General features: G+C 61.9%; 15 protein-coding genes and 2 pseudogenes. 11 read left to right on the forward strand and 6 right to left on the reverse strand.

Going from position 1 to position 14,571, the window contains the following annotated elements; genetic code table 11:
• The first annotated feature begins 10 nt into the window (after positions 1-10).
• A complete protein-coding gene (locus tag IM708_RS18340) occupies positions 11-370 on the forward strand; it encodes a hypothetical protein (RefSeq protein WP_209428025.1) in 360 nt (119 codons plus the stop codon).
• Between the two features lie 374 nt (positions 371-744).
• Here the strand turns inward: IM708_RS18340 and IM708_RS18345 are convergent, their stop codons facing one another.
• The gene (locus IM708_RS18345) at positions 745-1,512 is read right to left on the reverse strand and encodes an IclR family transcriptional regulator C-terminal domain-containing protein (protein ID WP_209428026.1); all 768 of its coding nucleotides are present in this window, start codon (positions 1,510-1,512) and stop codon (positions 745-747) included.
• 69 nt (positions 1,513-1,581) lie between these two features.
• Between IM708_RS18345 and IM708_RS18350 the strand changes: the two genes are divergently transcribed.
• Genes IM708_RS18350 through IM708_RS18380 form a run of 7 tightly spaced genes read left to right on the forward strand, consistent with a single transcriptional unit; the run spans position 1,582 to position 7,807 of the window.
• Positions 1,582-2,940 (forward strand): selenium-binding family protein, encoded by a 1,359-nt coding sequence (locus tag IM708_RS18350; RefSeq protein WP_209428027.1) that lies wholly within the window; start codon positions 1,582-1,584, stop codon positions 2,938-2,940.
• Positions 2,937-3,305 (forward strand): 2Fe-2S iron-sulfur cluster-binding protein, encoded by a 369-nt coding sequence (locus tag IM708_RS18355; RefSeq protein ID WP_209428028.1) that lies wholly within the window; start codon positions 2,937-2,939, stop codon positions 3,303-3,305. The genes IM708_RS18350 and IM708_RS18355 overlap by 4 nt, the downstream gene beginning before the upstream one ends.
• Before the next feature lies 1 nt (position 3,306).
• Positions 3,307-3,771 (forward strand): CoA-binding protein, encoded by a 465-nt coding sequence (locus IM708_RS18360; RefSeq protein WP_209428029.1) that lies wholly within the window; start codon positions 3,307-3,309, stop codon positions 3,769-3,771.
• 39 nt (positions 3,772-3,810) lie between these two features.
• The gene (locus tag IM708_RS18365) at positions 3,811-4,200 is read left to right on the forward strand and encodes a rhodanese-like domain-containing protein (protein WP_209428030.1); all 390 of its coding nucleotides are present in this window, start codon (positions 3,811-3,813) and stop codon (positions 4,198-4,200) included.
• Between the two features lie 3 nt (positions 4,201-4,203).
• Positions 4,204-5,016, forward strand: a complete 813-nt coding sequence (locus tag IM708_RS18370) for an enoyl-CoA hydratase (RefSeq protein WP_209428031.1) — start codon at positions 4,204-4,206, stop codon at positions 5,014-5,016.
• Entirely contained in the window at positions 5,013-6,623 is a 1,611-nt protein-coding gene (locus IM708_RS18375; RefSeq protein ID WP_209428032.1) for an AMP-binding protein, read from the forward strand. The genes IM708_RS18370 and IM708_RS18375 overlap by 4 nt, the downstream gene beginning before the upstream one ends.
• A 29-nt stretch (positions 6,624-6,652) precedes the next feature.
• The gene (locus IM708_RS18380; RefSeq protein ID WP_209428033.1) at positions 6,653-7,807 is read left to right on the forward strand and encodes a glycine cleavage T C-terminal barrel domain-containing protein; all 1,155 of its coding nucleotides are present in this window, start codon (positions 6,653-6,655) and stop codon (positions 7,805-7,807) included.
• A gap of 165 nt (positions 7,808-7,972) precedes the next feature.
• On the opposite strand, the gene IM708_RS18385 is transcribed toward IM708_RS18380, so the two are convergent.
• The 3 genes from IM708_RS18385 to IM708_RS18395 all read right to left on the reverse strand — a co-directional run bounded on the left by IM708_RS18385 (position 7,973) and on the right by IM708_RS18395 (position 10,888).
• Complete coding sequence (locus IM708_RS18385) at positions 7,973-8,644, reverse strand: hypothetical protein (protein ID WP_209428034.1); 672 nt, start codon at positions 8,642-8,644, stop codon at positions 7,973-7,975.
• A complete protein-coding gene (locus IM708_RS18390; protein WP_209428035.1) occupies positions 8,645-10,045 on the reverse strand; it encodes a selenium-binding protein SBP56-related protein in 1,401 nt (466 codons plus the stop codon).
• 84 nt (positions 10,046-10,129) lie between these two features.
• A complete protein-coding gene (locus tag IM708_RS18395) occupies positions 10,130-10,888 on the reverse strand; it encodes an IclR family transcriptional regulator (protein ID WP_209428036.1) in 759 nt (252 codons plus the stop codon).
• Positions 10,889-10,978: 90 nt separating this feature from the next.
• Here IM708_RS18395 and IM708_RS18400 point away from each other — a divergent pair, with 90 nt between their 5' ends.
• Positions 10,979-12,106 carry an S-(hydroxymethyl)glutathione dehydrogenase/class III alcohol dehydrogenase gene (locus IM708_RS18400; protein ID WP_209428037.1) on the forward strand — a complete coding sequence of 376 codons (1,128 nt, stop codon included), beginning with the start codon at positions 10,979-10,981 and terminating at the stop codon, positions 12,104-12,106.
• A 38-nt stretch (positions 12,107-12,144) separates the two neighbouring features.
• On the opposite strand, the pseudogene IM708_RS18405 reads toward IM708_RS18400, so the two are convergent.
• Positions 12,145-12,490 (reverse strand): annotated as a pseudogene (locus IM708_RS18405) (N-methylproline demethylase); the annotation flags it as partial.
• 189 nt (positions 12,491-12,679) lie between these two features.
• Positions 12,680-13,345, reverse strand: coding sequence for a metalloregulator ArsR/SmtB family transcription factor (locus IM708_RS18410; RefSeq protein WP_209427467.1), 666 nt, complete (start codon positions 13,343-13,345; stop codon positions 12,680-12,682).
• A 110-nt stretch (positions 13,346-13,455) separates the two neighbouring features.
• On the opposite strand from IM708_RS18410, the pseudogene IM708_RS18415 reads away from it, so the two are divergent.
• Positions 13,456-13,689, forward strand: a pseudogene (locus IM708_RS18415) (sterol desaturase family protein); the annotation flags it as partial.
• Positions 13,686-14,571, forward strand: an 886-nt coding sequence (locus IM708_RS18420) for an MFS transporter (protein WP_209428038.1), incomplete at its 3' end; no start/stop codon positions are given. The pseudogene IM708_RS18415 and the gene IM708_RS18420, both read left to right, overlap by 4 nt.

Below are 14,571 nucleotides of genomic sequence, written 5' to 3' on the forward strand. Positions count from 1 at the left end.
ACTCTGACCCATGCGAGCTCTCTCGACCTCCCTCACCGCGGCGCTCGTTCTCGCGGGGTGCCAGCCCGCCGCGATGCCGCCCGACGCCCCCGCCCCGGCCGCCGGCTGGCACAAGGGGGCCACCGCCGGCACCGATGAGCGCATGGCGCGGTGGGAGCGGGAGTGGGAGGAAGCGAAGCAGTCCCTTGCCATGTCGCGCGGCGAAGCCGCCACCGCGGGAAGAACCATTCCGCCCGAGGTCGACCGGCAGGTGACGGAAGTGCTGGACCGCCGGATCGAGGTCGATCAGGCCGAGGAGGCCAGGATCGAGGACCTCCAGGGCGCGGTCTCCGACGCCCTGCGCCTCGCGGAACTCCTGAGCGTCAGATAAGGCGCGCCCAGCCCGAGAAGCGTCGCGCAGCCAGGACAGCCGCGAACGTCAGATCACGCAGCCCTCGGCCGCCTGCCGATGCACTTCGGCCGTCGCGCGAGGTAGGTGATGAGACCTGTGCCCCATGCGGCTTGACGAGGACTGAAGCTTACGCCGAAAGGTTAGTGGCAGTCTGCGGACCTTCCGGTCATTCGCTGCGACTGCTCCGTATTTGTTCGCAGCTGCGGCGACGCCGACGTGGACGGGCGGGAAGTAAACATTCGCTGCGATTGCACTCGTGCTATCTCAGATTGAGAAAACCGGCATGCACAGGCTGAAAGGTTGCGCGTCTTGCGCCTTGGTTGGCTGTGCGCAGGACGCAGGCCAAGGGGAAATCAGGATAGGCTTGTTCTTCTGGTATCCTGCGTGACGCTCCAGCCAAGGATTGCCGATATCTCGCACGCGATCCTGGTGATGTCCCGGCCGAGTTTTTCACGGAATGCAGGAGTGAACACCCGCACGGACCCGGTGGCGCCGATCGACATCAAAGCCCCTGGCCCGCTTGGCGCAAGCGGGGCCGCGACCGAGCACATGCCGCGCTCGATTTCCTCCACGCATTCGGCAAAGCCGCGCTCGCGGATGGTTTCGAACTCCGCTTGCAGGTCATCCACGTTTGTCAGCGTGAATTCGGTGTAGGCGCGCAACCGGCCTTCCATTTCGCCGGTCGGGAACAGGTCCGGCGAAAAGGCCGCCACAGCCTTTGAGCAGGAACAGGCGTGCAGGGGGCGCTTTCCCAGGCCCGGATGGAGATACGACACACCCGTGTCGGGCGTCTCGACATGAACGATTTCCACGGATTTCCCGCGCAGCCGCGACAGGAAGAACGCCGCTCCGAATTCGGTGGCCGCCTGCCGCAACGTTGGCGCAATCAGCTCCAGCAGCGCACGGTCGGACTGATCGCTGTGGGTAATCTGCTTCAGGCGGGTGCCGATCACGAACCGACCGCGTGCGACAGGTTCCAACAGGCCGACAGCAACGAGGTCCTGCACCAGTCTGTAGGCAGACGGTTTTGGCAGGTCGGAATGGGCGCAAATCTCGGAGACCGTTGCCTCGCCCTTCTGTCCCACGATCTCGAGAATGCAAGTGAGGCGTTCCAGATGCATATTTTTACCTTGCGAGAATCACATTATCAATTTACGATAAGAACGACATGATCGCAAGGGAGGAATGTGATGATGGACGGCGCATGCTGCGGCCCGGGCTATGCAAGCCCAGCCGAGGCCATCAAGGCCCCACGCGAAAAACTGCTCTACACCATCGCCATCTACACGGGCACCGGCATTCAGAAGCCGGACTACCTGGCGACGGTTGATGCCGACCCCGACAGCCCGACCTATTCACAGGTCATCCACCGTCTCGAGATGCCCGGCATCGGGGACGAACTGCACCACATGGGATGGAACGCCTGTTCGTCGTGCCATGACGACGCGGGCATGTCGCGCAAGTACCTGCTGGTGCCCGGTGTGCGGTCCAACAACATCCATGTGATCGACACGGCGACGGACCCGCGCGCGCCGCGCCTGCACAAGGTGATCGACGGGGCCGAGATCAAGTCGAAGACCAACCTCAGCGGCCCTCACACCGTGCATTGCCTGGGTTCCGAGATCATCATTTCGTTCCTTGGCGACGCGCAGGGCGAAGCCCCCGGTGGCTACCTGCATCTCAACAAGGATTTCGAGATCGTGGGCCGTTGGGAAGCCACCATGGGCGACATCCCGTTCAGCTATGATTTCTGGTACCAGCCGCGCCACAACGTCATGGTGTCCTCCGAATGGGCGGCCCCCAACACGTTCATGCCGGGGTTCGACCTGGAAGAGGTGGGGCACCTGAAATATGGCCGCCGCCTGCACATCTGGGATTTCAAGGCGCGCAAACCGGTCGAGACCATGTATCTCGGCGAAGACGGGCTGATCCCGCTGGAAGTGAAATTCCACCATAATCCCGACAGCACCCACGGATTTTGCGGCGCGGCCCTGTCGGCGAACGTCATCCATTTCTGGAAATCCGATGCGGGCAAGTGGGATTGGGAAAAGATCATCGATGTCGAGAACGAGCCGCACCCCGAATGGCCTATCCCGATCCCGGGTGTGATGAGCGCGATCCTCGTGTCGATGGACGACAAGTATCTTTACCTGAACAACTGGCTGCACGGCGACATGCGCCAGTACGACATCAGCGACCCGCACAACCCGGTGCTGACCGGGCAGGTCTACATGGGCGGCCTGCTGGGCAAGGCGCCCGAGGTCAATGGCGTCAAGGTCGCGGGCGGGCCACAGATGTATCAGCTGTCGCTCGACGGCAAGCGGCTCTATGTCACGACCTCGTTGTTCAGTACCTGGGACAACCAGTTCTACCCCGAGATCCGCACGCAAGGCGGTGTCATGCTGATGATCGACTGCGATGTCGAAAACGGCGGCATGACGATCAACGAAGATTTCGTCGTGGATTTCGGCAAGGAGCCCAATGGCCCCAGTCGCTGCCACGAAACCCGCTACCCCGGTGGCGACTGCACGAGCGACATCTGGCTGTGAACGAGACCCGCACCATAACGATCGCCAATCGCGACGGCGCGACCTATCAGGTCGAGGCCCGCCGTCCGTTACTCGACACCCTGCGCGAACAGGGCGTCGATCTGCCCTACGGCTGTAGATACGGCGGCTGCATCACCTGCGCGGCCAAGCTGACCGCAGGCGCGGTGGACCAGCGCCGCCAGGTCGCGCTGAACAATCGGCAGATCAACAACGGCTATGTCCTGCTCTGCGTCGCCCGTGCCGTCACCGATTGCACCCTCGAGATCGGCGTCGAAAGCCACGACAAGCTTTACCGGAACCCATTCCTCGATCCGCTGGAACCGCATGAACTGAAGGCGGACATCGCCACCCTCAAGGAGCGTTGAAATGCCTGCGACCGCGCTTGATGACCTTTACGACTATGATCCGAAATACCTGGCCGACATCCTGAAGTCGGTGAAAACCATCGCGATGGTGGGCGCGAGTGCAGACCAGACCAAGTTCAGCTACGGCGTGCTGCGCGTGCTGCACGAAACGGGATACGACATGATTCCGGTCAATCCGAACCCGGCCCTGACCGAGATCCGCGGCATTCCGGTGTTTCATTCGCTCGAGGAGATCGACAGACCCGTCGACATGGTCGAGGTCTTCCGACCGAAAGAGGAACTCCATGCCATCGCCGAGAAGGCGATCGCCATTGGTGCGAAAGTGCTTTGGGGGCAGATCGGCGTCTACGACGACCGGGCGGCGAAACTGGCAGAAGACGCAGGCCTGAAAGTGGTGATGAATCGCTGCCCCAAGATCGAACTCTTCCGCCCGTTCTGGAAGCCGCGCCTCGACCTCGCGATCTGACATGGGCGGCCTGACCCCATCCGGAAAAGGAACCTGAACATGCCGCAGACCATCACCAGGACTTCCAAGGACATCGTGAAAGAGGCGATGGAGACGGTGCCTGAAATCAGCGCCGAGGAGGCGTTGAGCCTGGTCGGCTCGCCGGATCACGTCTTTGTCGACCTGCGCGATGGCACGGAACAGGCAAAGACCGGAGTCATCCCCGGGGCTGTCGCGTCGTCGCGCGGCATGATGGAATTCCATATCGATCCGGAAAGCCCGGCGCACAAACCCGAGTTCGACCAGGACAAGACCTACGTCTTTTACTGTGCTTCCGGCGGTCGCTCGGCCTTGGCGGCGAAGGTCGCCAGGGAGATGGGCCTCTCGCCGGTCGTGAGCATGGCCGGGGGCGTTGGTGCCTGGAAAAAAGCCGGCGGCAGATTGGAGTAGACCATGGAAGGTCGGATGGAAAACGACAGCCTCGTCCTGCGCTCGGATCAAGACGGCATCGCCGTCCTGACGCTGAACGCGCCGAAGTCGATCAACGCCCTGTCAGAGGCGATGCTGGCTGCGCTGTCGGACACTCTGGACGAGATTGCGGCGGACCGCAGCGTCAAGGTCGTGATCCTGCGCAGCGGCGGCAACCATTTCTGCGCGGGCCATAACCTCAGGGAAATGACCGAGCGCCGCGCGGACGCAGACGGGGGCTTCCGGTATTTCCAGGACCTCTTTGCCAAGTGCTCGGCGATGATGTTGCGCATCGTGCGCCTGCCGCAACCGGTGATCGCCGAGGTCAGGGGGATCGCCACGGCGGCGGGCTGCCAGCTCGTGGCGTCATGCGATCTGGCCGTGGCCGCCGAGGATGCGAAATTCGCGACTTCGGGCGTGAACATCGGGCTGTTCTGTTCCACACCGATGGTCGCCTTGTCGCGCAATGTGCCGCGCAAACTGGCGATGGAAATGCTGCTGCTGGGCGAGTTCCTGCCCGCCACCCGCGTCGCCGGAATGGGCCTTTTGAACCGTGTCGTGCCACTGGCAGACCTTGAGGACGCCAGCATGGAAATGGCCCGCATCATCGCAGAAAAATCCTATGCCGCCGTCAAGATCGGCAAGCGCGCTTTCTACGAGCAACTCGAAATGCCCCTGGAAGAGGCCTACGCCTTTGCCGGCCGCACGATGGCGGAGAACATGATGGCGAAAGATACCGTGGCAGGTATCGGAGCCTTCACCCGCAAGGAACCCATGCCCGAGTGGACCGGCGAATGATGTATCAAGGGCCCGAACTTGTGCGGACCGCTGCCAATCATGCGGCCCTGTCCCCGGTTTCGATCCTCAAGCGCGTGGAGCGTGTGCACCCCGAACTGCCCGCGCAGATCCACGGGCGCATCCGGCGCAACTGGGGCGAGGTCGCGGCGCGATGCAAGCGGCTTGCCTCGGCTCTGGCCAGGCGCGGCATCGGCAAGGGCGATACCGTTGCCCTGATCGCCCCGAACATCCCCGAGGCGCTGGAATGCGCGCTGGCGCTGCCCATGCTGGGCGCGGTTCTGAACGCCAACAACACGCGGCTCGATGCCGGCACCATCGCCTATATTCTGGGTCATGGCGAAGCGAAGGTTCTGCTGGTCGATACCGAGTTCTCGGAGATGGCGGCCGAAGCCGTCGCGCAGTCCGGCCGCGAGGTTCTGGTTGTCGATATCGAAGACAGCGAAGGACCGGGCGGCGACAGGATCGGCACGCTGACCTATGACGACCTTCTGGCCGAGGGCGATCCGGATTTCCCCCATAGCTTGCCGGATGACGAATGGGACGCGCTGGCGTTGAACTATACTTCCGGCACCACGGGGCGGCCCAAGGGCGTGGTCTATTCCCACCGCGGCGCATGGACCAATGCGGTCAACAACGTGGTGACGTGGGAAATGCCGCACCATCCGGTGTATCTCTGGACGCTGCCGCTGTTTCACTGCAACGGCTGGTGCTTTCCCTGGACGATCACCCTGCTGGCCGGGACGCATGTGTTCCTGCGCGCGCCAAGAGCGGACGCGATCCATGACGCCTTCGCCGATCATGGCGTCACGCATCTCTGCGGCGCGCCGATCATCATGTCGATGATCAGCGGTGCAGAGGCAACCCGGGACTTTCCACAGAAGATCAAGATGATGACCGCCGCCGCGCCGCCTCCGGCCAGCGTCATCAGGAGGATGGAGGCGATGGGCATCTCGATCACGCATGTGTACGGGCTGACCGAAGTCTATGGCCCCGCCGTCGTCTGCGCCGAAAAACCCGACTGGGCGGCGCTTCCCGCTGACCAGCGCGCCGAGATGAAGGCCCGTCAGGGTGTTGCCTATGAGCTTGAGGAAGACGTGTTGGTACTCGACCCCGAGACAGGCACACCCTTGCCGTGGGACGGCAAGACGCTGGGCGAGGTCGCGTTTCGCGGCAATATCGTGATGAAGGGGTATCTGAAGGCCCCCGAGGAAACCGCCAGGGCCTTCAGGGACGGGTGGTTCTGGTCCGGCGACATCGCGGTGCAGCACGCCGATGGCTACATCGACATCCGCGACCGCTCCAAGGACATCATCATCTCGGGCGGCGAAAACATCTCCTCGATCGAAGTGGAGAGGGCGCTCTATTCCCACCCCGCCGTCAGCCTCGTCGCCGTGGTGGCGATGCCTGATGAAAAATGGGGCGAGGTGCCCTGCGCCTTCGTTGAACTGTCGGGCGAGGTGACCGAAGAAGACTTGTTGGCCCATGCCAGGTCAAGGCTTGCCGGGTACATGCGTCCGAAGAAGGTGATCTTTGGAGAGCTTCCGAAGACCACCACCGGGAAAATCCGCAAAAACGAACTCCGCGATCTGCTCCGCCAGAAGACCTGACCCCTCACCGATCAACCTGGACACACATCATGGCACATGAACTGGAATTCGCGCAATTCAGCTTCGGCACTCAGGTCCGGAAATCCCCCTATTCCGACGCGGCTCTGCGTTGGGGGGCCAAGGGGTTTTCGGTCTACAACCACATGTACATCCCGCGCGATTTCGGCGACCCGGCGCAGAACTTCTGGAACCTGATCAATCAGGCGATCCTGTGCGACGTGTCGGTCGAACGCCAGGTCGAGATCAAGGGGCCGGATGCCGCCAGATTCACCCAGTATCTATGCTCGCGTGATCTCTCGACTTGCAAGATCGGGCAATGCAAATACGTGCTGATCACCGATCAGGACGGCGGGGTGATCAACGACCCGATCGTGCTCAAGCTGGCTGAGGATCATTTCTGGCTGTCGATTGCCGACAGCGACGTCCTGCTCTGGGCGCGCGGCGTGGCGGTGAATGCCGGCATGGATGTCCAGCTGTCCGAGCCCGATGTCTCGCCCCTTCAGCTTCAGGGCCCCAAATCCCGCGACATCCTGCGCGCGTGCTTTGGCGACGCTCCGACGGAACTGAAGTACTACCACTTCATGGAATATGACTGGCACGGCGTGCCCCTTATCATTTCGCGCACGGGTTGGTCGAGCGAGCTTGGCTACGAGATCTTCCTGCGCGACGGCTCGGCCGGTGGCCGGCTCTGGGAGTACATCATGGATATCGGTGTGCCGATGGGCCTCAAGCCGGGCCACACCTCCAGCATTCGCCGGATCGAGGCGGGCATGTTGTCCTATCACGCGGACATGACCCTGGCGAACAACCCGTTCGAGCTGAACCTGGACCGTCTGGTCAATCTGGACATGGAGGCGGATTTCATCGGCAAGGACGCGCTGGCCAGGATCAAGGCGAAGGGTTTGAAGCAACGGCTTGTCGGTTTGGAAATCGAAGGGGTTCCGTTCGTCGGCACCAACGACTTCTTCTGGCCGGTCCTGAAGGATGGCACCCAGGTCGGCACGGTCACCTCGGCGGTGTATTCCCCGCGGCTGGACAAGAACATCGCCCTCGGAATGCTGAGGGTCGAGCACACGGACATCGGCACGCAGCTGATCGTGGACAAGCTGGGCGAAACACGCGGCGGAACTGTCGTGCCGATCCCGTTCCACGACCCGAAGAAGTCGCTCGCTGTCGCAAGTTGAGCCTCTCGCCGCACAGGATCAATGCCCTGTGCCGAGTATACCGTTGGCCGACTCGGGGCACGTATGTGTTGGCTGACGATTTAAGCAGAGCTCATTGTCGTCGCGGTGGCGGCGGAAAAAAACAGCCAGTGGCACGAACCCTGCGAGGCCAGCGCGCTGGCGCAATTAATGGCCGTGAAGTGCAAAGTAGATCCCGAAAGCGCCTACGACGATCAGGCTTAATGCCCAGACCACATCGAGATTGAACCATGTGCGTGACAGGGATCTCAGCCCGAAGTAAAAGTAGATCGCTATAGCGATGACACCCCCTGCAAGCGTCATGGCAAATGTGTGCACCAAGGCCACGAAAAAGGCAGAGGAGATATTCTGCCCCATCAGATCGCGCGCGGCCTCGTGCCCGCTATCGCCCAAATCAGCCCCACAGATGCCAAGATAGATTGGCACCAGCATCAGCCCGGCGCCGTGTGCCATGGCCGCCAGAAACGACCACAGCACGAGCCGTGATGGCGCGACCCGCGCCAGAAAGCGCGGATGCCTGCGGTTGATCAGCAGATAGACGCCTGCTGCGATCACCAGCGCGCCTGCGCCAAGGCGCAGTTCTTTCTCCCACTCGATCAGGGCAGTCATCATCGAGAACGGCAGCAGGATCGCCAGCATCGCCAAAAGATGCCCGAAGGCCAGCGCGACGATGGCTTTCGCCATCGCCCGGTGGCGCCCTTCCATCAGCCCTGCCGACACTGCCAGCGGCCAGCCCATGCCGGGATTGACGCCATGATAGACCCCGGACAGCATGACGGCCCCCCAGAGGGCCGCCAGCGTGCTTGGATCGAGCGCCATTCAGACGTTCGGGTAACAGAAACTGTCGGTCGAGCAGTCGCCGCCCTCCAGCCGGATCTGATGCGCGCGGTGGCCCTTGGGAAAATCGACGTAGAATTTCTTGTCCAGCGTCAACCCGCCGTTTTCGCCCACATGCGCCATGACCATCTGGCCGCCCTCCTGTCCGGGGTAGAACTGGTTGTCCCATGTCGAGTAAAGCGAGTTGGTCCAGTAGACCCGCTTGCCGTCGCGGCTGATCTCGACCATCTGCGGGCCGAAGGCAAAATCACCGCCGCTTGAATGTTTCGTACCGCGCGCGATACCGCCCAATTCGACCTTGCCCGCCAGAAACGGTTTCATCGGGTCGGACACGTCATATTGGTGCATCTCGCCCAGGCCCCAGCAGGCGACATAGAGGTACTTGTCGTCAAGGCTCAGGTCGATATCGGTGACGAGTGGTGGCACGGCACCGAAGCCCTGCAACAGGGGTGGCAGGTTGGCGGGGTCTTCAGGGCGCGGATCGATGGTGATGGTTTTCTTCGACTGCCAGGTGCCATCCTCGCCGCGCCACCACGTGAAGATCGCGCCTTGCAGGTTGGTCGTGTCCACCACAACGCCGCAAAAGCCGTAGGATTTCTTCGGATCATGCGCGGGGCGGATTTCCAGCGCCATCTGGTAGTTGTCTCCGAAATCAATGGTTTGGATATTCTTGCGGCGACGCAGGTCCCAGAAATGAATCGAATGGCCGTATTTGTTGGACAACAGGTCTTCGGGTACAATGCCATTCTCGAATTGCGGCGGCAGCCCCCATTCGGAACTGACCATGTAATCTTGCGGCAGGTTCCACCAGAAATCGTAATGCTTGTCCTGTTTCCCGCGGTCCATTTCATACTGGCCGATGATCTCGAAGGTTTCGCAATCCATGATGAAGATGCCCGGAGGCCCGTCCATCCCGTCCTTGCCGCCACCGCCCAGCGTCGAGACATAGATCCCTTCCGGCCCGCAATGAATGGTATGGGGGCGCGAATAGCCGGTCTTGGCGAAGACCTCTTCTGGCTCGATGATCTTGTGAATTTTCAGGTCCAGCGGGTCTTTCGTATCGATGACATAGATCCGAGAAGACCGTATCCCCGGTACGATCAGATAGCGGCGTTCAAGAAACGCATGGCCTGACAGCGGTGACAGCGAGGACGAGCAGGCATTCCAGCCGAAATGATGGAACTCGTCGCCCTTGTTGGGCATCAGAAGCGTGTGGACAATGGTGCCGTAGCTTTCAGATTTCGGGTTCAGGTCCACCACCGCAATCCCGTCAGGCTGAGCGCCATCGGGGCTTAGCATCACAACGAAGCCATAGTTTTCCACCGGTGCCTGCATGGCAAGCTGCGCCGTCGCGTGAAACGTCGGGTCTGGTCGTAAAGTCATGTCGTCCTCCCTTGAATGACTTGGCCCATCAGGGCCCGGTACAGAGTTCTCCCTTCTCCTCTCGGCATTGTGGCCGCCGCCTCCTCAAACTTCGGCCACGTTGCACAGCTGAATGGCCCCGCTGACGCGACTGGCCAAGTCTATCAGTTTCTCCCCGATTTCTATTCGTGACTGCGGCCCGAAACGTCGGATAGGTCCGACCGTCCCGACGCTGAAAGTCGCGCCGATATTGCCAATGGACACAGGTGCGGCCACGCTGGCGATCCCGAGGTCGATCTCCTGGTCGCAATCGGCAAAGCCACGCTCCACGATACGGGCAAAATCCGCGCGCAACTCGGCCTCGGTGGTCTTGGTGTGTTCGGTATACGCCTTCAGGCTGCCGCCAATGATGCAGGCCTGAAATTCGGGCTCTGCGAAGGCCGCTATAGCCTTGGAGCACGAACATGCATGCATCGGGCGCACTCCAATGCCAGGATGGATGTAGGCACGCGCCGGATCGTCGGGGGTTTCGACATGGATGATTTCGACTTGAGAGTTGCGAAACCGCGACAGGAACACGGTTTCATTGAACTGAACCGCCGCGGCCTTGAGTAGGGGCGCGGCTGCGCGTCGAACATCGACGTCGGATTTCCCCAGTAGCGCGATCCGGATCAGACGCTCGCCAATGATCACCCGCCCGTCTCCTGACGGGGCCTCGATCAGGCCCTGATCCAGCAACGTCTGAACCAGCCTGTAACATGTCGGCTTGGGCAAACCGGTCGCCTTCTGCAATTCGACTGGCGAAACCGGTCGCCCTGCCACGGCGACGATCTCCATGATGCTGATCAGGCGGTCCAGATGCATATTGACCGAATCGAATTGATTTGTGAGACTTAGTCTTGAATTATGATACCAAACACTGCGAAAGCAAGAAAATTCAGGGAGGAAGTGATCATGCGCACCCGTGCCGCCGTTGCCCTTGAGGCCGGAAAACCGCTGGAAATCATGGAAGTGAACCTTGACGACCCGAAGGCGGGCGAGGTTCTGGTCGAGATCAAGGCCACCGGCATTTGCCACACCGATGAATTCACCCGCTCGGGCGCCGACCCTGAGGGGCTGTTTCCGTGCATCCTTGGTCATGAAGGCGCCGGCGTGGTGGTGGAAGTGGGCGAAGGGGTCACAACCCTGAAACCGGGCGATCATGTGATCCCGCTTTACACGCCCGAATGTCGCGAGTGTTATTCCTGCCGGTCGGGCAAGACGAACCTCTGCACAGCCATTCGCAATACCCAAGGTCAGGGGCTGATGCCGGATGGCACGACGCGGTTTTCCATGCTCGATGGCACGCCGATCTGTCACTATATGGGCTGTTCGACCTTCGCCAATCACACGGTCATGCCCGAGATTGCGCTGGCTAAAGTGCGCGAGGACGCGCCCTTCGACAAGATCTGCTATATCGGCTGCGGCGTAACCACGGGCATCGGGGCGGTGATAAATACCGCCGGAGTTGAAATCGGATCGACGGCTGCGGTGTTCGGGCTTGGCGGGATTGGCCTGAACGTGATCCAGGGCTTACGCATGGCGGGGGCGCATATGATCATCGGGGTCGACTTGAACGACGCCAAGGCCGAGATGGCGCGAAAATTCGGGATGACGCATTTCGTCAACCCCTCCAAAGTCGAGAATGTCGTGCAGGAAATCGTCACCCTGACCAAACGCGGCGATGACGCGATCGGGGGCGTGGATTACTCGTTTGACGCGACCGGCAACGTCAAGGTCATGCGAGACGCGCTGGAATGCTCGCATCGCGGTTGGGGTGTCTCGGTCATCATAGGGGTAGCGCCTGCGGGAGCCGAGATCTCGACGCGGCCCTTCCAGCTGGTTACGGGCCGCGTCTGGAAAGGCACGGCCTTCGGTGGCGCGAAGGGCCGCACCGATGTGCCGAAATTCGTGGACTGGTATATGAACGGCAAGATCGAGATCGACCAGATGATCACCCACAAGCTGACGCTGGATCAGATCAATGAAGGTTTCGACCTGATGCAAGCGGGCAAGTCGATCAGGGCTGTTGTTGAGTTTTGACAGACATGGTCGAGCGCATTTCAGATATCCTTCATGAGTCACAACGCGTCGTAGATCGCTGCGTGAGTGTTGCGCGCGCTGACCGCGTTGCCGATGCGGTAGAGGCTGAAACGCCCGTCGGGATTGAGCACCACATCCTGCGGGCGGCCCCCGATCGAGCGCCTCGTAATCGACCGCGCCCCCGTTCGAAGATAGCGGCTTGAGGTCGAAATACAGATCCGCCAGGGGCAATGTCCCGTAGTTGACGACAACCTAATCATAGGTCATCTCGCTCGTGAAGTTGCTGTAGTCGGTGCCGATCGTCACCTTCAGCCGGTTGACGTCCTTCACCACATCTTTCAGGCGCCGGGCGACGCGGAAGGTGACATCCTTCTCTGCAACAGCGGAGAAAAGGTCCATTATTCCCCTGGAAATCACGCTGGCAAACCATACCAAAGCAGAAAACCAGCGGGAATCCTCAATTATGCAGAGGTCTTCAGAATAAGCCGATCAGCGACATTCGGGCGAAGCACGGTATGCTCGATCATTATGCTGGTGCAGCAACGCACCCGGCCCTTGGGCGGACCGGGCAATTCATGTCGGTGCGGACAAGGTCGGCCTTCCGTCCTCGCGCCATTCTGGCAGGCCTCCGTCGAGCCGCCGGGCGTTGAGGCCGCGCTTGCGAAGCGCTGCAACCGCTTGGTGAGCGTAGACGCAGTAGGGGCCGCGGCAATATGCGACGATCTCCGCATCGGGCGGGAGCATGACGAGCATCTGCTCCAGCTCTGCAAGTGTCGCGTTGAGCGCGCCTGGGATGTGGCCGGCGGCGTATTCGTCTGCCGGTCTGACGTCCAGCACGATGACCGAGTTTTCCGCGAGCCGCGCGGCCAGGTCGGCGCGGCTGACCGGTTCGGGGGCTTCCTCGCCACCCGAGAGGCCGCGCAGGATGCGCTCGACCTGTGCGAGGTTCCGCTCGGCCACGATGCGCAGGAGATCCATCAGCGCCAGCGTCTTCGCATCTGTGAGCCGGTAGATCACCGACTTTCCCTCGCGGCGGCTGGTGACCAGCGCGGCGCGCCGCAGCTGTTGCAAGTGCTGCGAGCAGTTGGCGAGGGTCAGGCCGGTCTTCTCCGCAATCGTCTCCACGCCGCGCTCGCCTTGCGCCAGTTGCTCGAGGATCGAAAGCCGCGCCGGCGCGGACAGGGCGCGAGCTACCAGGGCGTATTCCTCGAGGAGGGCTGCCTTCGGACTGATTGACACCGCGTGCCTCCTGACGATAGATCATTCAAGTGATATCTTGAATAATAGAGATTCTGTCGCGTTCCACAAGCCGGAAGGCTCGCACCATGTTCGAAGCCATCCTCGTCGCCGATCCGCGGGAGACCAACTCGCATTACGGCTTCAACCTGCCGTGGTGGGACCGGCTGCTGGGCACCTACATCGCTCAGGCTGCCAAGGGGCACGAGGGGATGGAGATCGGGATCGAGCAGTTCCGCACGCGCCGCGACCTCTGGCTCGACCGGATGCTGATCCAGCCCCTGCGCGGCCCGGCGAGCGGCGGTGCGCTCGACCCGCGCATCACGAGGAAGGAGCCCGCCGAATGACTGCAAGCGATCTTCAGCTCGGCATCCGCGAAAACCTCGTACAGGTCTCGCATCAACTGATCCAGGTGATGCTGGTCGGCTTCGCTATCGGCATGACGCGCACCGTCGTCCCGGCGCTGGCAGAAAGCGAGTTCGGGCTCGAGCGGGGGTCGTTCCTGCTGCTGGCGTCCTTCGTGGTGGCCTTCGGCGCGGTGAAGGCGGTGATGAACTTCGTCGCCGGGCGCTGGTCTGAGCGGATCGGGCGCAAGCGGGTGCTGTTCTGGGGTTGGGTCGTGGCGCTGCCGATCCCGGTGATGATCTGGTATGCGCCCGACTGGAACTGGATCGTCGCGGCGACCGTGCTGCTGGGCGTCAATCAGGGCCTCTGCTGGTCCATGACGCAGACCGCGAAGCTCGACATCACGAAAGCCGAGGAACGGGGCCTCACCATGGGGCTCAACGAGTTCTCCGGCTATGTCGGCGTGGCGATCGCGGGCATCCTGACCGCCTACGCTGCCGAGTGGCTGGGCGCGCGGACGGGGCTCCTTGTCTTCGGCATGGCCGTGGTCCTTCTGGCGCTGCTGCTCACCGTGGTCTGGGTGAAGGACACGCTCCCCTGGGCCAAGGCGGAGACCGCAGCGCACAAGGTCGCACCGCCGAAGTCGCTGCCGCGCTATCCGCAGGGCGTGTCCGAGCACCCCACTACTGGCGAGGTCTTCGCACTGATGAGCTGGCGCGACCGCCGCCTCTTCGCGATCTCACAGGCGGGGCTGGTCGAGAAGTTCGTCGATGCCTTGGTCTGGGCGCTGTTCCCGGTCTTCCTCGTCAGCCAGGGCGCCAGCCTTACGGAGGTTGGCTGGATTGTCGGCGTCTACGGGCTCACATGGGGCGGCTCGCAGCTCT

Origin of the sequence: Pararhodobacter sp. SW119 (genome assembly GCF_017811755.1) — a bacterium.
Lineage (GTDB): Bacteria > Pseudomonadota > Alphaproteobacteria > Rhodobacterales > Rhodobacteraceae > Pararhodobacter.